This window comes from Metabacillus dongyingensis, from assembly GCF_019933155.2.
Taxonomy (GTDB): domain Bacteria; phylum Bacillota; class Bacilli; order Bacillales; family Bacillaceae; genus Bacillus_P; species Bacillus_P dongyingensis.
Genome location: NZ_CP082944.1, coordinates 4,062,460 through 4,083,790, shown reverse-complemented (window position 1 = coordinate 4,083,790; position 21,331 = coordinate 4,062,460). Strand labels below are relative to the sequence as shown.

At 39.9% G+C, this 21,331-nt stretch carries 20 protein-coding genes and 1 pseudogene; 19 read left to right on the top strand and 2 right to left on the bottom strand.

Features of this window, described 5'->3' with window-relative positions; genetic code table 11:
• Positions 1–9 precede the first annotated feature (9 nt).
• The 19 genes from K8L98_RS20360 (at position 10) to K8L98_RS26610 (ending at position 20,090) form a co-directional block, all read left to right on the top strand.
• A complete protein-coding gene (locus K8L98_RS20360) occupies positions 10–1,266 on the top strand; it encodes an ABC transporter substrate-binding protein (protein WP_223437599.1) in 1,257 nt (418 codons plus the stop codon).
• Between the two features lie 65 nt (positions 1,267–1,331).
• Positions 1,332–2,279: a carbohydrate ABC transporter permease gene (locus K8L98_RS20355; protein WP_420828799.1), complete on the top strand. Its 948-nt coding sequence runs from the start codon at positions 1,332–1,334 to the stop codon at positions 2,277–2,279.
• 18 nt (positions 2,280–2,297) lie between these two features.
• Positions 2,298–3,113, top strand: a complete 816-nt coding sequence (locus tag K8L98_RS20350) for a carbohydrate ABC transporter permease (protein WP_223437598.1) — start codon at positions 2,298–2,300, stop codon at positions 3,111–3,113.
• Between the two features lie 19 nt (positions 3,114–3,132).
• Positions 3,133–4,011, top strand: a complete 879-nt coding sequence (locus K8L98_RS20345) for a sugar phosphate isomerase/epimerase family protein (RefSeq protein WP_223437597.1) — start codon at positions 3,133–3,135, stop codon at positions 4,009–4,011.
• A 4-nt stretch (positions 4,012–4,015) separates the two neighbouring features.
• Positions 4,016–5,095, top strand: a complete 1,080-nt coding sequence (locus K8L98_RS20340) for a Gfo/Idh/MocA family protein (RefSeq protein ID WP_223437595.1) — start codon at positions 4,016–4,018, stop codon at positions 5,093–5,095.
• A 275-nt stretch (positions 5,096–5,370) separates the two neighbouring features.
• A complete protein-coding gene (locus K8L98_RS20335; RefSeq protein ID WP_223437594.1) occupies positions 5,371–5,667 on the top strand; it encodes a heterocycloanthracin/sonorensin family bacteriocin in 297 nt (98 codons plus the stop codon).
• Between the two features lie 164 nt (positions 5,668–5,831).
• Entirely contained in the window at positions 5,832–7,769 is a 1,938-nt protein-coding gene (locus K8L98_RS20330) for a putative thiazole-containing bacteriocin maturation protein (RefSeq protein ID WP_223437592.1), read from the top strand.
• A complete protein-coding gene (locus K8L98_RS20325; RefSeq protein WP_223437591.1) occupies positions 7,766–9,706 on the top strand; it encodes a TOMM precursor leader peptide-binding protein in 1,941 nt (646 codons plus the stop codon). Before K8L98_RS20330 ends, K8L98_RS20325 begins: the two co-directional genes overlap by 4 nt.
• A 24-nt stretch (positions 9,707–9,730) precedes the next feature.
• Entirely contained in the window at positions 9,731–11,302 is a 1,572-nt protein-coding gene (locus K8L98_RS20320) for a SagB family peptide dehydrogenase (protein WP_223437589.1), read from the top strand.
• A 279-nt stretch (positions 11,303–11,581) separates the two neighbouring features.
• Entirely contained in the window at positions 11,582–12,472 is an 891-nt protein-coding gene (locus K8L98_RS20315; protein ID WP_223437588.1) for a LysR family transcriptional regulator, read from the top strand.
• Between the two features lie 212 nt (positions 12,473–12,684).
• Entirely contained in the window at positions 12,685–13,881 is a 1,197-nt protein-coding gene (locus K8L98_RS20310) for a M20 family metallopeptidase (RefSeq protein ID WP_223437587.1), read from the top strand.
• 60 nt (positions 13,882–13,941) lie between these two features.
• Positions 13,942–15,378 (top strand): YfcC family protein, encoded by a 1,437-nt coding sequence (locus K8L98_RS20305; RefSeq protein ID WP_223437585.1) that lies wholly within the window; start codon positions 13,942–13,944, stop codon positions 15,376–15,378.
• A 53-nt stretch (positions 15,379–15,431) separates the two neighbouring features.
• Positions 15,432–17,183, top strand: a complete 1,752-nt coding sequence (locus K8L98_RS20300) for a M28 family peptidase (RefSeq protein WP_223437584.1) — start codon at positions 15,432–15,434, stop codon at positions 17,181–17,183.
• A gap of 30 nt (positions 17,184–17,213) precedes the next feature.
• Entirely contained in the window at positions 17,214–17,366 is a 153-nt protein-coding gene (locus K8L98_RS26730) for an SRPBCC family protein (protein WP_338036993.1), read from the top strand.
• A gap of 6 nt (positions 17,367–17,372) precedes the next feature.
• Positions 17,373–17,666, top strand: a complete 294-nt coding sequence (locus K8L98_RS26725; RefSeq protein WP_338037049.1) for an SRPBCC family protein — start codon at positions 17,373–17,375, stop codon at positions 17,664–17,666.
• A 434-nt stretch (positions 17,667–18,100) separates the two neighbouring features.
• Positions 18,101–18,394 (top strand): hypothetical protein, encoded by a 294-nt coding sequence (locus tag K8L98_RS20290; protein ID WP_223437582.1) that lies wholly within the window; start codon positions 18,101–18,103, stop codon positions 18,392–18,394.
• Positions 18,395–18,910: 516 nt separating this feature from the next.
• Positions 18,911–19,456, top strand: coding sequence for a DUF4352 domain-containing protein (locus tag K8L98_RS20285; RefSeq protein ID WP_223437580.1), 546 nt, complete (start codon positions 18,911–18,913; stop codon positions 19,454–19,456).
• Positions 19,456–19,791, top strand: coding sequence for a hypothetical protein (locus K8L98_RS20280; protein ID WP_223437578.1), 336 nt, complete (start codon positions 19,456–19,458; stop codon positions 19,789–19,791). Before K8L98_RS20285 ends, K8L98_RS20280 begins: the two co-directional genes overlap by 1 nt.
• A 173-nt stretch (positions 19,792–19,964) precedes the next feature.
• The gene (locus K8L98_RS26610; protein ID WP_275976722.1) at positions 19,965–20,090 is read left to right on the top strand and encodes a hypothetical protein; all 126 of its coding nucleotides are present in this window, start codon (positions 19,965–19,967) and stop codon (positions 20,088–20,090) included.
• Between the two features lie 160 nt (positions 20,091–20,250).
• Here the strand turns inward: K8L98_RS26610 and K8L98_RS27010 are convergent.
• Together K8L98_RS27010 and K8L98_RS20275 are read right to left on the bottom strand one after the other, a co-directional pair.
• Positions 20,251–20,330, bottom strand: a pseudogene (locus K8L98_RS27010) (Nif3-like dinuclear metal center hexameric protein); the annotation flags it as partial.
• A gap of 162 nt (positions 20,331–20,492) precedes the next feature.
• Entirely contained in the window at positions 20,493–21,227 is a 735-nt protein-coding gene (locus K8L98_RS20275) for a polysaccharide deacetylase family protein (protein ID WP_223437576.1), read from the bottom strand.
• Between the last annotated feature and the right edge of the window lie 104 nt (positions 21,228–21,331).

Genomic DNA, 21,331 nt, shown 5'->3' with positions numbered 1-21,331 from the left:
GGGATCAACATGAAAAAGTCTTATGCGTACTTATTAAGTATCATATTGGTATTTGGAGTATTTTTAGCTGGCTGCAGCAGCAATGAAAAATCTTCAGGTGATGAAAAAGTAACCTTAAATGTTGCTCTCTGGGACGAAAATGTGAGTGAAGTAGTGGATAAATCAGTTGCATTATTCGAGAAAGAACATCCAAATGTAAAAGTGAACATTACCTATACACCTTTTGCTGATTATTGGGCAAAGTTAAAAACGAGTGCAGCGGGCGGCAGCGGACCAGATATTTTTTGGATGAATGGACCAAACTTTCATCAATATGCTTCAAACGGTTTGATTAAAGATCTGCAGCCTCTTATTGAAAAAGACAAGATTGATACAAGTGTTTATACACCGGCATTAGTGGACTTATATACGTATGAAGATCATTTATATGGAATGCCTTACTTTTTAGACTCAGTAGCTCTTTACTATAACAAAAAAATGTTTGATGATGCAGGTCTTCCGTATCCTGATGAAACATGGACGTGGGAGACAATTGAAGAAGTAGGAGAAAAATTAACGGACAAAGATAAGAAAATCTATGGGTATATTGCTTCAAATCTCAGTCAGCAAGGCTACTACAACTTAATTCACCAGGCTGGCGGTTATGTTATTAACGAGGATAAAACAAAATCTGGATATAACCTGCCAGAAACAAAAGAAGCATTTGAATTCACGAAAAGGTTAATGGATAAAGGGATTTCACCTTCCGCAAAAACGCAGGTTGAAACAAAAGGCGATCAGATTTTTGGTTCAGGTAAAGCAGCCATGGCACCGGCCATATCTGTTATCGCTCCAACCTATTATGAGATGCTGGGGGAAGATCTTGGCATAGCGCCTCTGCCTAAAGGCAAACAAAAAGCAACAATTGTTCATGGCTTAAGCTGGTCAATGAATGACAAGACAAAACACGAAGACTTAGCTTGGGAACTATTAAAAAAGCTTTCTGGTAAAGAAGCAGGTCAATACATGGGTGAATCTGGTTTTTCCATTCCGGCTTATCAGGAGGCAGAATCCCTATGGGTAGAATCAATCCCTTCAATCAACCTTAAAGTATTTACAGATTCCTTAGAATTTGGAGTTCCTTATCCAATTTCAAAGGATACAGAAAAATGGCAAAATGTTGAGGTTAAAGAATTTAAGGAAGCCTTCTTAGGAAAAAAATCAATTGATGAAGCAGCGGAAACTGTACAAAAAGAAATGGATGACATTCTTAAAAACGAAAAGTAAAACATAGAAACGAAAGGTAATAGAATGCTGTATTCTATTACCTTTCCTTGAAAGGAGAGTTTAGCTTGAATAACTATCCTAAAGCATTAAAGATTGAAAGAAAAGAAGCAGTTGTTATCAAAGCGGAAAAAAAGAAGTTAAATAAGGAAGCGATTGGCGCATATCTGTTTATCGCTCCAGTTGTCCTTGGTCTTTTTATTTTTTATATGGTACCAGCAGCTGCTTCATTTTATTTATCCTTTACAGAATGGGATGGGTTAACAGCACCAGTTTTCAATGGCTTTGAGAATATGATGAATTTAATGAAGGACGAAACGTTTATTCGTTCCATGAAAAACACGGTGATCTTTACTTTCCTTTCTGTTCCGCTCTCTATCATCTTAGCGATTCTTGTAGCTGTGCTGCTGAACCAAAAAATAAAAGGCATGGTTATTTACAGGACACTCTATTTCTTACCTGTTGTCACTATGCCTGTTGCCGTGGGTATGGTTTGGAAATGGCTGTATAACTCAGAATTCGGGTTAATAAATTATGTGCTCGGAATCTTTCATCTCCCTCAGCCTGAATGGCTGTTTGATGAAAAAATTGCACTAATCTCTATTATTTTAGTAAGTGTATGGATGAGCATCGGGAACAATATCGTGCTTTTACTTGCAGGGCTTCAAGGGATAGGCGCCTCTTATTACGAAGCAGCCAAGCTGGATGGTGCATCAAGAATAAGTCAATTCTTTCATATAACGGTTCCTTTATTGACGCCAAGCATTTTTTTCGTCTTCGTCATGTCTATGATCAGCGCCCTGCAGATGTTTGATTTAATCTTCATCATGGTCGGGACTGAGACCTCTTTGCTTGACCCAATGAGAACAGTTGTTTATGGCGTGTGGGAATCCGGATTTAAATACTTTGAAATGGGATATGCATCAGCCAAAGCATTCATTTTGTTCATCATCATCTTAATTATTACAGTGATACAGATGCGTTTGCAAAATAAATGGGTACACTATGATTCCTAAAGGAAGGAGAGATAGAAAATGAAAATACAAAAATGGTATATTCATATTTTGTTAATCTTCGGGGCTTTTATAATGGTGATCCCATTCTTGTGGATGTTATCAACATCATTAAAAACATTTACTGAATCGATGCAAGTACCGCCAACTATTTTTCCAAAAGAATGGAAGTTCGATAATTATCTGGAAGTTTTTACAGCAGTTGATTATTTGAAATATTACTCAAATACAATCATTGTTACAGTCGGCAGAACGGCTGCTCAATTATTATTATGTTCATTAGCCGCATTTGCCTTTGCACGTTTAAAGTTTCCTTTTAAAAATGTTATTTTTATCCTCCTTTTATCCGTTCTAATGGTACCTGCTCAAGTAGTCATGATTCCAAGCTTTGTGATCATGAGCAAACTAGGGTGGATTAACACATTTTATGCCTTAATTGTTCCTGGAATGTTTAGTGCATTCGGTGTCTTTTTACTGCGGCAATTCTTTATGTCAATTCCAAAAGAACTGGATGAAGCAGCGAAAATTGACGGCTGCACACTATGGGGAATTTATTGGAGAATTATCCTGCCATTATCAAAACCGGCTCTTGTAGCGCTTGCTATCTTCACCATTCTTGCTTCTTGGAATGATTTCCTGTGGCCATTAACGATGACGAACTCAGAGGATATGAGAGTTCTTTCAGTTGGAATTGCAACGTTCCAGGGACAGCATGCAACAGATTATCCGCTGCTTATGGCTGGAGCATTAATGGCAACTGTACCGATGATTCTTTTGTTTCTTTTCCTGCAAAAATATCTAATTGAGGGAATTACGCTAAGCGGTGTCAGAAAGTAATGAAAAGGCGGTGAGAAAAATGAAATTTGGACTGAGTTCCTATAGTTTACAAGAGGCGCTTCGATCAGGGGAAATGACCATTTTAGATGTGATACGCTGGGCTGCTGATCATGGAAGTGAACACATTGAAATTGTTCCTTTAGACTTTTCCTTAAATGGAAATGAGGCGCTCATCAAGCAAATTTGCAGGACTTGTGAAGACAGCGGAATCGAAATTTCTAACTATGCAATTGGGGCTAACTTTGTGAAAGAGTCGGAAGATTCATATGAAGCTGAGATTGATAGAGTATTACAGGAAGTAGATATAGCGAATCAGCTCGGTGTCAAACTCATGCGTCACGATGTAGCATCACGCCCATTAAATGAAACATCAATTCAACATTTTGAACAAGATTTGCCTGCAATTACTGCTGCTTGTCAACGGATTGCAGATCATGCAAAAAAATATGGGATCACAACTAGTGTTGAAAATCATGGTTATTATATCCAAGCAAGTGACCGGGTGCTGAGGCTAGTGGATGACGTAAACAGAGCAAACTTTAAAACGACACTTGACGTGGGGAATTTCCTTTGTGTTGAAGAAGATCCTGTTTCTGCTGTAAAGAAGACGATTCAATACGCCTCCATGATTCATATTAAAGATTTTTATTATCGTCCTGCTGTTCAAAATCCCGGGGAAGGCTGGTTTAAAACTGCTTCAGCGAATTATTTGCGGGGTGCAATTGCTGGAAACGGGGACATTGATATTCGCGAAATCATAAAGATTATCAAGAATTCTGCCTATGATGGCTTTATATCAGTAGAGTTTGAAGGGATCGAAGAATGCAAAAAAGGGGCAAGAATTTCCTTGGAAAATGTGAAACGAATCTTTTCAGACGTAAAGGCGAAGGGAGCATAATAATATGAGAAAAGTAAAGATAGGAGTAATTGGAACAGGATCTATTTCTGATGCGCATTTACAATCTTATGAACAAAATGATCGGGCAGATCTTACCTCCGTCTGTGATTTAAATGAAGAACGGGCAAGATTAAAGGCAAAAAAGTATGGCGCTTCAAAAGTCTATACGGATTACAGAGAGCTTCTTCATGACGATGAAATTGATGCAGTCAGTATTTGCACATGGAATAATACACATGCAGAAATTGCAATTGCAGCACTTGAAAATGGGAAGCATGTATTAGTGGAAAAGCCATTAAGTAAAACATTAGACGAAGCGCTGAAGGTAAAACAAGCTGTTGAAAACAGTGGAAAGATATTGCAGGTAGGCTTCGTACGCCGCTATGACAATAACATCCATACATTAAAGAAGTTCATCGAGAATGGAGATTTAGGTGACATTTATTATGCGAAGGCATCTTCACTTCGCCGACTAGGAAATCCAGGCGGCTGGTTTTCTGACAAGGACATATCTGGAGGGGGTCCGCTCCTTGACGTTGGAGTCCATATCATTGACTTATGCTGGTACTTAATGGGGAGGCCAAAAGTAAAATCGATTAGCGGAAACACGTATTCTCAGCTTGGAAATCGTTCAAACATTAAAAATCTCTCTTTTTATAAAGCCGCTGATTATGATCCAGCCAAAAACACAGTTGAGGATTTAGCGAATGCAATCATTCGTTTTGAAAACGGTGCCTCTCTTGTTGTGGATGTATGTTATACTCTCCATGCTCAAAAAGATGAAAGCATAATCAAACTGTATGGCGATAAAGGTGGAGCAGAAATTGATCCTGAATTCAAAATCATTACGGAAAAATACAATACAATTTTGAACATCACCCCACAGGTAGACAGCGCAGGTTTCGATTTCGCTTCAGGATTTCAAAATGAAATTGATTGTTTTATCTCAAGCTGCTTAGGTGAAGCAGTCCCATTAAGTTCAGTAGACGATGGCGTTGAAATGATGAAAATATTAACAGCGATTTATGAATCGAGTCAAAAAGGGATTGAAATTCAGTTTGATAAAGGAAAAGTGCAAATCTAAAAATCTGCCTAATTACAAGGAGTAAATTTAGTGAAAAGGGGCTGACACAAAAGAACACTTAAAGTGACCTTTTGGAGTCAGCCTTTTTTTTATTAACAGGAATTTAAAATAAGGAAATAGGTATTTGAATCAGGAACAATGCCCAAGCAGTGGTCATATTTTGTTGAGGAAAGCATCAGAAGTATTAGCTGAGTCACTCTTGTTGCACAGTTGTTTTCGTTCTAATCATTTTTATGATAGTAAACATGATTAATTAAAATTCGGAGGTATGAAAAATGAATAATTTCCAAAATGAACTTCAATCGCTGAATATTGGTGATTTCCAGGCGAACGAGGCCACTTATTGGGATCCAAACCAATACAATCAATACAATATGAATGAAGATCGACAAGTTGGAGTCTTTTTTAGCTGCTTTAATTGTTTTAACTGTTTTAACTGTTTTAATTGTTTTCGCTGTTTTAATTGTTTTCGCTGCTCTAATTGTTTTCGGTGCTCTAATTGCTTTAGATGCGGTGGAAATTGTGGCGGTCGCTGCGGAGGTCGTTGCGGCGGGGGACGCTGCGGCGGTTGATAATTTTCGTATAAGTGATCTAAGGAGAAAAGCCCCTGCAGAATTGCAGGGGCTTTTCTCTTTAAAGATTAGACATAAGAGACAAATTACGGTACATAGGCTTATAGTGAAATGAAAAATGATGCTATAGATTTGAGGACAGCTCACGGGTAAGGAGGAGCGGAATGACAAATTTGAACCCTTCTATGCGTCTGAAAGTGAAAAGGGACACTTTTTTTCTCCCTGATCCAGACAGCGGTGTTTATTTTCGAAATAATGTAAGTTCATTCCATATGAAAGGCAGTACGATCCATCAGTGGGTTAACAAGCTGATGCCAATGTTCAATGGAGAGTACACGTTGGAGAATTTGACACACGGATTGCCGGTTCAATATCGAGATCGTGTATATGAAATTGCAGAAGTGCTGTATAAAAATGGGTATGTTCGGGATGTAAGTCAAGACCGTCCTCATCAATTGGCGGATCAGGTTCTTAAAAAGTATGCTTCTCAAATTGAATTTTTAGAAAGTTTCGCTGATTCGGGTGCGTACCGTTTTCAAGCCTATCGTCAGGCCAAAGTGTTGGCGATCGGCTCTGGCCCTTTTTTTGTCTCGCTGGTTTCTTCGCTGGTTGAATCTGGATTGCCCAAGTTTCATGTGCTGATAACGGACTCAGTACCGACCAATCGGATGCGGTTAGAAGAATTGGTGGTACATGCCCGTAAAACAGATCCCGAGGCAGCAGTAGAGGAGGTCATCCTGAAAAATGGGGGGGAAAGTTCTTGGCGGGAGATCGTGAAGTCGTTTGATTCGGTTTTGTATGTGTCGCAGGAAGGCAATGTAGAGGAACTGCGAGCTCTTCATAGGATTTGCAGGGAAGAGAAAAAGCTGTTGCTCCCCGCTATATTTCTGCACCAGGCGGGTCTGGCAGGTCCTCTGGTTCATCCAGACTCTGAAGGATGCTGGGAGTCTGCTTGGCGCAGCATACACGAATCAGTGTTTGGTAAAGAAGAGCAATTACACAGTTTCACTTCCACAGCAGGAGCGATGCTGGCCAATGTGATCGTATTTGAATTGTTTAAAAACGTTACGGGAGTTACTGAATCAGAACAGAGGAATCAATTCTTCCTGCTTGATCTGGATACGATGGAAGGTAATTGGCATGATTTCATGCCTCATCCGCTTGTGACCGGACGCATTACAGCTGAATGGATTCAAGATCTTGATTTGCGGCTCAAACAGAGTTCAGGCAAAGGGGAATTGGGCGTGCTGCTTCTGTATTTAAGCCATTTGACATCAGCGGAATCAGGTATTTTTCATATTTTAGAAGAGGAGGATTTAAAACAGTTACCGTTAGCACAGTGCCGCGTACAGGCAGTTGACCCGCTGTCTGTGGGACCTGCAGAGCTTCTGCCGAGCATTGTCTGTACAGAACTGACACATAAGAAAGCACGGAAGGAAGCGGGGCTGTCTGGTATTGAAGCGTATGTGTCTCAAATGGCCGATGTAATCGTTTCCGCTCTTCCTCTTCTTCGACAGAAAGTTGAATCCGGAGAAATTGTTGGTGTTGGAGCGGGAGAAACAATTGCAGAAGGCGTTTGCCGCGGATTGCAAAAGTGTTTAACAGCGGAGCTGAGCAAACAACTGGCCGATCAGAAGAATGTTGTCTCCCGGGTTCAGTTAAGTGAAGTAGAAGATGAACGTTGCCGGTATTATTTACAGGCACTGACCACCATGCAGGGTGCACCAATCATTGGTTTGGGAAAGGAAGTCTCCGGATTCCCTGTGGTATGGGTCGGTACTAATGATCGATGGTATGGCAGTGTAGATTTGAATTCAACAATGGCGCTGCAAAAAGCGCTGCAGCAGGCGCTGATGGATGGAAAAATTCAATCGGAACAAGCAGCGTTGCCGAATTCGTCCGTGTTTCTGGCAGAAAAGCCACCGCAAAGCCTTTTAATCCGTACGAGTGAAGAGATATCCGAGGTTTTGCAGTCCGCCATGCAGGTCCTGAAACGGAACCGCAAGCGAATCATGGTTTTCGAACTGGGATTGGAACCCATTTTGAAAAAGGAACTGGTAGGCGTGTATGGTACGTTGCTGAGAGAGGAGGAATCCCTGTGAGTGCAGTCGTAGTGGTTGTCGGAGAAGGAATGTTAGCTGACCACTTGTGTGAAGATTTATCTGCACAATACCAGGTAGTTCGTCATGTGGATTTCGAGACAGGAGTACCTGAAGCGACTGATTTGGTTCTAGTGCTGCACGATTCCTGGAATCCTTCCGTTCATCAAAAAGCGGAAGAAGTGTTACGTTTAGCCGGTATTCCTTGGCTGCGAGGATTCGTCTCATTTGGAGAAGGCGTGGTAGGACCGCTGGTTCGCCCGGATACACAGGGGTGCTCCCAATGTGCGGATATGCGACATCTCATGGCAGGACGAGACCGTAAAGAGATGTGGGAAATTGGGCAGAGGATAGCTGCGAACGGAGGAATCCCGCGTGACGCTTGGGCATCGAGCACGGGGCTTTTACAGATAGCCAACCTGCTTGGGGCGGAGGTGCAAAGAATCTTGCAAGGTGATGAGGCGCACTCGGAAGGACGGGTATGTTTACTCAATCTGAAAACACTGAAGAGTTCGTGGCATCCTTTTCTGCCCGATCCGTTATGTCCGGTTTGCAGTCAATTACCTGACGATTCACCGGACGCGGCCCGAATTTCACTAAAACCAAGTCCAAAAATGGAAGGCAGTTACCGCTGCCGTTCGATGGATGATCTGAGTAAAGTTCTAGTTAAAGACTATCTGGATCACCGGACGGGCATTTTTAATGGGAAAATGTATGACCTGGTACCGCCTTTTGCTGATGTAGGTGTAAATTTGCCGTTATTCTCAGGGGACGAGGGAGTAGCAGGCCGGACTCATTCATACGCAGTAAGTGAGTTAACTGCTATTTTGGAGGGCTTGGAGCGGTCCTGCGGTATAACGCCCCGTGGAAAACGGACGGTGGTCTATGATAGTTACCGTAATCTGAAAGATCAAGCGCTCAATCCTATTAATGTAGGAGTGCACGCGAAGGATCAGTATGCCCGTCCTGGTTTTCCATTTGAACAGTTTAACCCTGATCGTCCGATAAATTGGGTATGGGGCTATTCGTTCTTGCAAGAACGTCCAATTTTGGTTCCTGAGCTGCTTGCCTATTACAGCTTAGGGTGCGGAAATGGATTTGTCTATGAAACTTCCAACGGATGCGCATTAGGAGGAAGTTTGGAGGAAGCCATTTTCTACGGTATTTTGGAAGTGGTGGAACGTGATTCGTTCCTGATGACCTGGTACGCAGAGCTGCCTCTCCCGCGTCTTGACCCTTATTCGGCTAATGATCAAGAATTGCTGTTAATGATCGACCGTGTGCGGGCAGTGGGGGGCTATGATCTGCATTTTTATAACTCGACAATGGAGCACGGAATTCCAAGCGTTTGGGCGATGGCAAAAAACAGGAAGCAAAAGGGATTGAATATCATCTGTGCTGCCGGAGCTCATCTGGATCCAGTCCGGGCGGTGAAAAGCACGGTTCACGAGTTGGCTGCCATGATGCTGACGCTTGATGAGAAATTAGAGACGAACCAGGATGAGTTTGTGCGAATGCTGCAAGATTCTTCCTTGGTGCAGAAGATGGATGATCACGGCATGCTGTACGGTTTGCCGCAAGCGGAAGAGCGCCTGCAGTTTTTGCTGGACGATAATCATCCGTTGCGGTCGTTTGATGAGGAATTCAAGTGGAAGTCGACACATGCAGATCTGACCGATGACCTGCAGGACATTCTTCAGAAGTTTCGTCGATTGAACCTCGATGTGATTGTGGTGGATCAGTCAACACCGGAAACGAAACGAAACGGACTGCATTGCGTGAAAGTGCTGATTCCAGGGATGCTGCCAATGACATTCGGACATCACCTTACAAGAGTAACAGGGCTTGAGAGGGTGCTGAGGGTACCGATGGAACTTGGATATACCAAGCAGCCGCTCACACTTGAACAGCTCAATCCACATCCACATCCGTTTCCATAAACGGTACCTAGGAGGGGCAGGAGGATGGGTCTCGATACATTTCTGCACAATCTGCATTTTGACATCGACAAGGCAAGCCCAGCGGACTGGGAAGTGGATTGGGATGATGCACCGCTTCCGTATAAGATTTACCGTGGCTTGCCTGTTTTTTCATTATCTCTGGAAGTGCCGCTGACGCTTGAAGAATGGGAAGAACCAGAACAGCCTAACCTTCGGAAAATCAGTCACTTTCTCTGGTACGTATTTGGCCTTACTCAATTTTCCCAGTCAGCTTTTCCCACTGAAGATCATGCGCCGGAACTAATGCAGTCGTATCGGCGGTTTGTACCTTCCGGCGGGGGGTTATATCCAAACGAATTGTATGTGTATCTGAAGACGGAGGATTTTCCTGTTGGAGTTTACCATTATGATGTGGCACACCATCGCTTGGTGCTGTTGCGAGAAGGCAATTTCGATTCATATATAGCCAAGGCTCTTGGTAATCGCTGTGACGTGTCTGCTTGTTTTGGCACCGTTTTTGTGTCGACAATGTTTTGGAAAAACTTCTATAAATACAATAATTTTGCCTACCGTCTTCAAGGGTTAGATGCCGGGGTGCTGATTGGACAGTTATTGGAAGTAGCAAAACGGTTTGGTTTTGCTTCGGGGGTGTACTTCCAATACCTTGATCGGGCGATCAATCATCTGCTTGGACTAACTGAAAAAGAGGAGAGTGTGTATGCAGTTATCCCGCTGACAGTTGAACCTACGAGCTGGTTTACTAATGGGAGCGGCAGAGATGAGCTTGTTTCTGCTGCTGAACTGTGCCGGGAACTGAAAGCGATTCAAACTAATTACTACATCCAATCACAGAGGATCAAGACGTTTCCGATGTTAACGAAGATGAATGAAGCGTCCATGCTGGAATCAACGCAATCGTTTCGGCAAATAAAGGCGCGTGAGAAGTTGAATGTGGAGAGTCAAGTGGTAACTCTCCCTCATATGAAGCGATTATCGTATGATCTGGCGTCGGTATGTCAAAAGCGATTTTCACCGGACATGGATTTCATTTTTGGTAATGTCAGTCAATCGAAGCTTTCGACTCTTCTGCAGGAAGCAACGTCCGCATACTTGTATCGTAATGATTTGGATGAACCGCATAAGAAGCTCGAGTCACGAGTATCACTGTATGGCTGTCTGAATAATGTTGAGGGCATTCCGGACGGTGCTTATCAATATGATAGCGCTGATCATGCTTTACGACAGGCAGATCTTGGTGATCATCGACTTAATTTACAATACGGAATGTCAGCAGGAAATGTGAATTTGTTCCAAGTGCCGCTCTGCTTTCATGTGGCAGGCGATAAAGATCACTTCATATCGGAACTGGGGTACAGAGGATATCGTATTCAGCAAATGGAAGCGGGCATGCTCGTGCAGCGATTACTGTTAGTGGCGTCAGCCCTTAAGATGGGAGGACATCCACTACTAGGATTTGAAGCGAAATTGAGTGATGAGATCTATAAGATGAATAATCAAGGAAAAACCAGCCTGATCCAAATCCCGATCGGTCCCTATCGGCCCCGCCCTTGGTTACAGGGGAGTTTGCAAAGCTAAGTTATGGCGAGAATGATGTCTGCAGAGCCAATGCTGAAATGGAATAAATGGAAAAACCATCTATCATTGACCTGATAGGTGGTTCTTTTCGTAACCCGCGGAGATTTGCAGATTAAATGTTAAGATTTACAAGGAAAGTGATTCTATAAATTTTCACAGAAGTTATTCGTTCCTAGAATCAAGGTTAAATCCATAAGGTAAAGACAGCACCCTCACTCTATGTTTAAATAGAAGATAGCTTATTAAATATCTATATAAACTATAGGGCAGGTGAATGTTTTGGATGAGAAGGATTGTCTGATCTTGCAGTATTTGTATAAGGATCCGAATTTAACAAAAGCTGCAGAACATTTTTATATGACGCAGCCAGCTTTGACCTACCGTTTGCGGCAAATTGAAAAGGAGTTTCAGATTCAGATCTTCTCAAAGAATGGGAAAAACATTAAGATAACACCTGCTGGTGAATATATAGTCGGGTATGCGAAAAAAATGCTTACTGACTTGCGCAGTACGAAAGAATACTTACTGAATATGGGAAATGAAGTGCAGGGGAATTTTAAAATAGGCGTGAGCAGCAACTTTGGTCTATACGAATTGCCTTCGATTTTAGAATATTTAATGAACCAATATCCGAAAGTTCATGTGAATGTGGATACAGGCTTTAGTACGGAAATGATCGATTTGCTCATAGAAGGGGAAATTGATGTTGCTATAGTAAAAGGGGATTATAATTGGTCAGATCAAAAATATCTTCTTAATGAAGAAAATATATGCCTTATCTCTAAGAATGAAATGGATTTAGAGCAACTTCCTAACTACCCGATGATTAATCGAAAAGAGCCAGCCGTTTTAATGAAATATAAAAATGTATCATCAAGTCCATTAGATAAAAGCATAGATCGCTGGTGGGATGAAAGATACGATCAGCCGCCGTTTATTTCCATGCAAGTAGACAGTTATGAGACGTGTAAAGAAATGGTGAAAAAAGGACTTGGGTATGCAATTATACCAAGGGCATTTATTCACGAAATGGATGAATTAACAAGTCATGATTTAATTTTTAAAGATGGTCAGGAACTGAAAAGAAGAACATGGATGATCTATCGTGAGTCTTCCTTGCAATTAGCGACAGTCTCGACAATTGTAAATTATATAAAGAAAAGATATTAAAAATGAGAAAGAGAACACTGCATGTGGTGTTCTCTTTTTTTATTTTTAATATTTTTTAATAGTAATTAATAAAGCATTAAGAGCTTGTATATTTATACTATAAAAAAAATTTATAAATAACCAAAAAAACATTATGTGTACTTATAGATCGGAGGAAAGTAAAATGAATAAAAAATCATGAATTTTCTGAATGTTGGGGGAGTTGTATATTTATGAATATCGGTGAAATGGAAGGGAAAAAGGCAATTCAGGCTGCAGTAGATGCTCTTGACCTTGAGCTGCGTGAATTATCGTTAAAGATTCATGCGAATCCTGAACTTAGTTTTCATGAATATCAAGCGATGGAATGGTTGACGGAGCCTTTAAGCAAAGCTGGTTTTGCAATTGAAAAAGGAATAGCTAATCTGGAAACATCGTTTAGAGCAACATGGGAAGGACAACCTGGCGGACCTACAGTTGCCTTATTAGCTGAATACGATGCCCTAAAAGGACTCGGCCATGGATGCGGCCATAATATTATTGGAACTTCTGCGGTAGGTGCAGCTTTAGCATTAAAGGCTGCTCATCCGAATCTGCAGGGGAAAATTGTTGTATTAGGCACACCTGCTGAAGAAGAAGGCGGAGGCAAAATCTTAATGGTTCAAGACGGGGTATTTGATGATGTAGATGCAGCAATGATGTGCCATCCCCAAAAACAGTCAATGGTGCTTCGCGGCGGATTAGCATGTGTCGATGCAACATTTAAATATTTTGGAAAATCTGCGCACGCATCTTCTGCTCCAGAAAAAGGAATTAGTGCTCTTGATGCGGTTATTAACACTTTTGTTGCCGTAAACTCATTGAGACAATTTTTCAAAGATGATGTTAGAATTCATGGAATTATCACAAAAGGCGGAGAAGCAACAAATGTTGTACCGGACTATTGTGAAGCTGAATTTTTACTTAGAGCTGAGACCGTTGAAGATCTTACTATTGTTCGCCGCAAGGTATACGCAGCTGCTCGCCATGCTGCAGAGGCTGTGGGTGCAAAGCTCGAACTAACAGAGGGTCTCGTCTATGCGGAACGAAATAATAATAAAACTTTAGCCTCCCTATTTAAAGAGAATTTGGAACTGTTAGGTGAAGAAGTCATCGAACCGCCCAAAAAAGGAGGAATTGGTTCGTCTGACATTGGAAATGTCGGACAGGTAACAGCTGCGATCCATCCATATATCAAAATAACGGATGATGCGATCACACATACTCCCGATTTTGTTGAAGCTGCTAAGTCAGAGGCTGGCATGCAGGGCTTAAATAAAGCAGCAAAAACATTAGCTATGACAGCTTATGACGTATGCTGCAATCAAGCTTACTTTCATGCGATCCGAAAAGAATTTGAAGAGTGGAAGAAGAAAAAGCAATCTAAGTAAGAACTAGTTGAAATCCTAATAGTAAAAACCAAAAAAACTCTATGAAAGGTGGTTTTAATATTGAATACAAAGACAACAATCGAACCTAAATCAAAACCTCCATCAAAATTTTCAAGCTTTATTAAAATGCCGCATACACTTGTCATTATTGTTTTTATTATTTTAATTTGTGCGCTATTAACGTATATATTGCCGGCAGGTGAATTTGATCGAGTTGAGGATAAAGAAACGGGCAACACCGTTGTTGTTGAAAATACGTTTCATTCCGTTGAACAAGATCCTGTAAGTATCATCGACGTACCATTAGCCATTGTCCAAGGACTGACCAGTGCCAGCGATACAGTCTTTTTCATATTTATTATTGGCGGAGTGTTCCAAATTATTAATTCTACAGGAACGATTGAAGCAGTAACAGCAAGGGTCGGAAAAGCCTTTATGAATCGCGGGCTCGTTGTCATCCCTATTTTCCTGGCTTTATTTTCTGTCGGCGGTTTTACAATGGGAATGTCTGCAGAGGTAATGGCGTTTGTGCCAATCGGAATTGCGATAGCAAGATCGTTGGGATATGATGCGGTAACAGGAACTGCGATGGTTATGTTAGGTGCCGCAAGCGGCTTTACAGCAGGGCTCTTAAATCCATTTAATGTAGGGATTGCCCAATCGATTGCTGAGATTCCATTGTTTTCTGGAATGTGGCTGCGGGTTATATTATTAGTCATTTTATTAGCTGTTACAAGTGCTTATATTATTCGCTATGCCAAAAAGGTGAAAAAAGATCCTTCCCTCAGCTTTTCTTATGAACTTGAAAAAGAAGAAGGGATGGGAAGAACAGATTTAATAGCCTCTTTACCACAAATAAAAACAGCTCATTATTTAACAATCATTGCTGTGGCTGCAGGTTTCGGTGTCTTAATTTGGGGTGTCTCCAGCAAAGGCTGGTGGATGGAGGAGCTTGCAGCGTTTTTCTTATCATTAGGAATTATTGTCGGATTTTTAGCAAAGTATGGACCCAGTAAAATTGCCAGTGAGTTTGTTATTGGAGCAAAGGAAATTACCTTTGGCGCCTTTATCGTCGGAATTGCCAAAGGGGTTGTTGTCGTCTTAGAGCAGGGAGCTATTATTGATTCTGTAGTTAATGGTTTGTTTACCTCTATTGCTCATTTACCAACTCAGATCCAAGTTTTAGGGATCTATATTGTGCAAAACATCATGAACATTTTTATTACTTCTGGAACCGGACAAGCTGCAACAACCATGCCAATTTTAGTACCGCTCGCTGATTTAATTAATGTAACAAGACAAACGACGGTTTTGATTTTTCAATTAGGAGACGGCCTATCAAATTGTATCCTTCCTACTTCTGCTATGCTAATGGGAAGTTTGGCTGTTTCAAAAATTAAATATCAGGAGTGGGTCAAGTTTTTCTGGCCGCTGCTGCTGATTTGGATGGTCATTGGGGCTGGATTTGTTTTGTTTGCAGATTTTATTCAATATTAAAAATTGGTACATGTCTAATATGAATTCTGTACGAAAGCAAAGGGTGAAGAAATTTGGTTAATTATAAATTCAATCCCTCAGAATATGCTGAACTGATCCAATTGATAGAGAAAGAACAATTGGATCAGCATGTAAAAGCGTTGACCCAATGGGAAAGATTAAGTGGTGAAAAAGAGGCAGAAGCAGCAGCTGATTATATTTTAGAACAGCTGAACAAGTTTGGCGTGCATTATGATCGATATGAATTTGATGGATATTTCAGTGATCCATTACATGGAGAAGTCAATGTGATTTCTTCGGATATTTTTAGTGTAAAGGCAAAATCACGATCATTTAGTCTTCATTGTCCAGAAGGCATCGAAGGAAATGCCGTTTATGACTTCTATAGTGAAGAACGTCATAACGGTGCGGATCCAATTGATCGTTATACACATTTACAAGGGAAGATTGTTGTCAGCTGGAATTTTTATGAGGATTATGTCAAGAAAATTGAAAGTGCTGGTGCGAGGGGGTTAATTCATATTTGGCCATCACCTGAAAAGGTCATCCATGAAGAAACGGTTGGAGCAGTATGGGGAACGCCTACAATTGAAAATGTGGATCAGTTAACAAAAATACCTGTCGTTGGGATTACTTTTCAAGATGGTATGAAATTATTGGAACGGATGCAAAAAGAGGAAATCAAAGTTGTCGTGAAAACGGCCGTACAGACTGGAATCAAACGAGTAAGTTTACCGATTGCATCGATACCAGGTAAGGCTGATCAATACATTTTAGTCTCAGGTCATTACGATTCATGGCATAAAGGCGCAACCGATAATGCTGGCGGGAATGCCTTATTGCTTGAATTGGCACGGATATTCTCGAATAAAAAAGGAGGTTTGACTCGAGGGATCAAATTGGCATGGTGGCCTGGACATTCAAATGGAAGATATGCAGGCTCTACATGGTATTGTGATCATTTTTGGCATGAAATCAATGAAAAATGTATGGCACACATCAATGTGGATTTCCCTGGAACCATGGGGGGAATCAATGTCATTCCAAGGTCAAGCTCCATCGAGGATGAAAGGTTACCAGAAAGCATTATCGCTTATTTTACAGGTAAAAAGCCAAATCATTCCGCATACCTCCCTCGCGGGGCAGACCAATCCTTTTGGGGGACGAATGTCCCGATTCATATTCAGTTTAAGTATGAACCGATTGAAACGGATAAAGTCTATAATACTCCTGGCGGTAATTGGTGGTGGCATACAGAGGAAGATTTGTATGACAAAATAGATTTAGAGCTATTAATGAGAGATACGAAGATGCATGCTTCGCTTGTCCATGAACTAGTCAATTTGGAAACTCTGCCGATTAATCTAACAGCATTTATCTATAATGGCAGAAAAATCATCGAAGAAATTGATGGAAATTCAGATGAGCAATTTGATTTCACACCGATTTATGAATCCCTCAATGTACTGACAGAACAAGTAAAAACACTCTCAGAAACTGAAATTGTACATGCTGATGCGTATAACAACATGTTAAAAGCAGTGGCTGGAACATTAAATAGACTAATGTTTTCTTATTCCAGCAAGTATGAATTTGATAGTACCTTTCCATTTCACCCATATCCAGGTTTAGCAAAAGTGAAAAATATCTACTCGGCTAATATATCATCAGAAGATTTTTTGTTTGCAAAAACTTATTATGTCAGGCAAAGAAATCGTTTTGTGAATGAAGTCAGAGAGGCATGCTGGAAGATTAATGAATATATAAAGTCTGATTTGACATGCCTGAAAATTACAAGCTCATAATAGATATAAACGTAATGCGAGAGGATGAAAATGAAATTGTCAATTTCTATTCCTGATCTATCATTAAGACCATTTTCTTTGTCGGTAGAACGAGTAATGGATTCATCACCCGAGGTTCTGTTCAAAGCATGGACGAAACAGTTTGGCATCTGGTTCGCTGCACCGGGCAGCGTTATCATGTAAGGAGAAATCAACACGGTTTTCTACTTTGAGACTTCATTTGAGGGAAAACGTCACCCCCATTATGGAAGGTTTTTAAGGATTGAGGAAGACCAGCTTGTAGAACTTACATGGGTTACTGGGGCTGGGGGAACAAATGGTGCTGAAACAGTTGTCAAAGTAGAGTTTGAACCAAATGGAGTCGGAACCAAACTGCGTCTTACACACACAGGGTTTCCAGATGATGAGTCAAGGACTCAACACAAAGAAGCTTGGCCGATTGTACTTGAACAGTTGGAAATACGTGTGAAGGAAAGGTCCTAAACATTCATATCACCCAATAGGATGAAGCCGACATATACTTGTTGGCTTTTTTTAGTGCATATCAGGATGAAACTGTGCAGTCACATATACAATCTGAATTCGTAAAACTTCACATTCATTTGTATGAAAATTGTAAAACAGCCAATGATAATAGACAAATTAAAGATTGGTGTGGCATCAATGGACATAATATGAGTGCCGCTTTTATTGGGGATAATCCTGTTCCTAGCTGGGATTTTTATCATAATATTTTTTGTGAAAAATTGGGCTGAAAATAAAAAAAAGAAAAACGGTATTGATCCAAATGAAATTGTGGTGAAGAATCAAGATGAATTATGATCTTTCAGTTTCCAATTCTATAGTCAAATCTTAGGTTATAAAGATATCTTCCCCTTCATATTCTTAATGGTACTGTTTACGAAGGGGGAGATTGCATGGATACAGAAAAAAGCGTTTCAATTGAAGAAATTGAGCTGCCTCATTTATTCACTTTTGAAAAAGAGCAGGAACAAGTCGAATTTGGTTCTGAAAAATACTTTAAAAATGTTTACAGCGAAAGAATAAACAACCTTCTAAGTGAATTCCTTCACTGCAATATTGAACAGGTAATTTCAAATTGTGATGGGAATGTAGAAGAAATCAAATTAAAAATAAGTAACCTTATAGAAGTTTATTATCAAGCAAGACTTAAGTTTGAAAAGACAAAGCAGCAACTAAGGGTTTTTTAATCATAAAAAAGAAGATCCTCAACCAGTTAATGGTTGGGATCTTCTTTTTACATTAGGCGGTCTACAGGATGAAATTAAGGAGTGTACATCTGACTAAGTTAAATAAATAAACTAAATTAACATCTTTTATACCTTTTGTTATAGACAATCTTTTAGACTAATTTCCACTAAAAATACACGAAAAATATCTAAATTAAATCGCTCGAAGTTAAAAATTTTAAATGAATGGGTTTTGAAACAAATACTATAAAATTAAACAGCTTTTTCTTTGTAAGATATTTGTTCGTTTCTGGGACATTAATAAATTATGCGAATAGTCATACTATCATTAAAAATCTCGCTCGAAGTGCCGCATAATTTTTTTTAATGGATACTATGATAAAGTGTTCATTTTTTATCAAAAAGGTTTGAATTTTAATTTTTTAGGAAAAGTGGAAAATATGTACTTAATATGAAATTTTTATTCTAACATTATTCTCGGGATGAATACCAAAAAATTAATGGAGGAGAGGAGAAATGAACAAAAAAGTATTCGGAGTTTTATCAACAGCATTTTTACTCGGCGGTTTACTATCAGGTTGTGGCGATGCAGAGGTTAAGGAAGTATCTAGCTCTGGCGACAAACAAACAGATGAATCGAACAAAAAAGAAGCAGCAGGAGCTAAAACTGAATATAAGGTTGGTGAAACTGTTTCAATCGATGGAATGGAAGTTACGATTAAGTCATTATCTTGGGGAAAACCTATCGATGGTGTGCCTGCAGAAAAAGGGAAAATTTTGCGAATTGAAGTATCAGCAAAAAATAATTCATCTGACAATGGGTTCGTGGATTCTAGCGAATTCCAAGTTTACGATAAAGAAGGAAATAAATTAGAAATGTACTTCGGCAACAATGACGCAAATATGTTTGGTGGAGAACTGAAACAAGGAAAGCAATCAGCAGGTGCTCTAGAGTTTGATGTTCCAGAAACGGAGACATATGAAATTTATTACGAACCTTCATTCACTTTTAAAGAAAATGCAGAAGTGAAATGGATTGTTCCGACAGGAGAGATTAAATAATGAAAACTTGGATTCCTATTCTAGCAATCCTTGGCGGTATTAGTGGTGTAGTTAGTGGAGCTTTAGTTGGTGTAGCTGGCGGTGTGTTCGGTGATGGAAACATGGCCGAGTCAGGTGGCTGGGTGTTCTTCATATCCTTTCTAGCAATTGTTCTTGGATTTACAGCATGGAAATGGTCTAAAATCTCCGGCTGGTTATTAATTGCTATATCTGTAATTGGTTTAATCATGAACGGGTTATTCTTTGCTCTTGCTTTCATATTCTTATTGATCGCCGGTATCATGGCCACTCGTTACGGATCCCAAAAGAATAAAAATAATTCTGTGTCCGTATAACGTGAAAACATTATTGACCTTGATATTGCTAACTTTGATAGTGTCAGGCTGTGGCAAGCTAAAAGGTGAAGTGCGGCCATTTGCAAATGCAGTAATAACAGATGTGAACGATTGGTCTCAGTGACCCTTCTTTTAGTTGCTGCTTGTATATCCGGTTGCAAGAAGGAGATATATTGGATGAAGATGTTATTAATGTTGAAGAAGAAAGAGATTATTGCCGCGACTTTAAGGAAGGAGATGAGGTAAGCGGTTCTTATATCGATGGAGAAGAAACAGATTCCTTGGTTCAAATGGAATAATGAACAAGAGGTCCCTTGATGGGGCCTCTTACTCCTAAACCAATAAAGACATATAAAGGAAAAACAATTGCTGCTATTAAGAGTGCGTTAGGGATTAAGTAAAAAAATAACAATCATTAAAACAACTGCCTGTCTCTTATTTTGAGAAACAGGCAGTTGTTTTTGTATTTTCGTAGTCATTATCAATGTGACAATGTATTTCTCCTGTAATTATGCCTGTGCCCCTTTTTCCTCGGGTTCTTGAAAATCCGTGAATATAAATCCATACGCTCGCTAATATAACCAGCCTTCATTATGTGATATATGTTACCCATTGATCACGATTTTCTGCCCTCTGAAGCACTGATCAAGTTTTTTACGATATTATGCACTGTTCCCTTTGGTTCCAAAAGGAACCCTTCTTCATTCTCCGTCAACTATTTTTGCAAAGTCATCAAGAGTAGTTGAATACTTGATATAGATTCGTGGTAAAAGATAGAGTTCGTCTTTAATGCCCTTCTCAGAAAATGGTTCAGGAGTTGTCGTTAGTCCAATCAAATAGTATTTTTTCGTTTCTGCTGTGACTTTGTTATTGAAGTTACCGTATGGATACGCAAGAGCATGAACTGGTTTGCCCGTAATTTTTTGAATTTTATCTTTGGACCCTTTAAGTTCATATTCATAATTTTTTATTTTCGTCAAATCAGGATGTGTAGCAGTATGAGACTGGAATGAGATTATACCCGAATCAGCCATTATTTTTATATCCGATTTCGATAATCGGTTGGAGCGACCGATAAAGTCAGAAATAACAAAAATGGTACCAGCTGGTTTAAAACGTTCGTTTTTCAGTTCTTGAAAGATTGCAAATGCATTCAGATTGTTTTTGTATCCGTCATCAAAGGTAATGAATATGGGTTTGTTTACTTTATAAATGTCTTGCCAACGATCAAAAGTTAATAAGGTGTAGCCATGGTCTCGTAAATAAATCATTTGTTTCTCGAAATTCTTCGGGGTTACATATAACTCTTTAGAACCGTGCCCATTAAACTCGTCAATCGAATGATAAATTAAAATAGGTACTTTTCGTTGAGCAAATACTTGGGATGGAAGAATTAAGATAAGAAAACATAGGAAAAAAATTGCGGCCTTTTTCATAAAACTCCTCGTTTGTATCCTTTTTATTTCTCTTTATTTATTGTTCCTCAAAGGGATAGTTCTATTATGATTTTTCCTATATTTCATTCAGCTTCCATGATTGT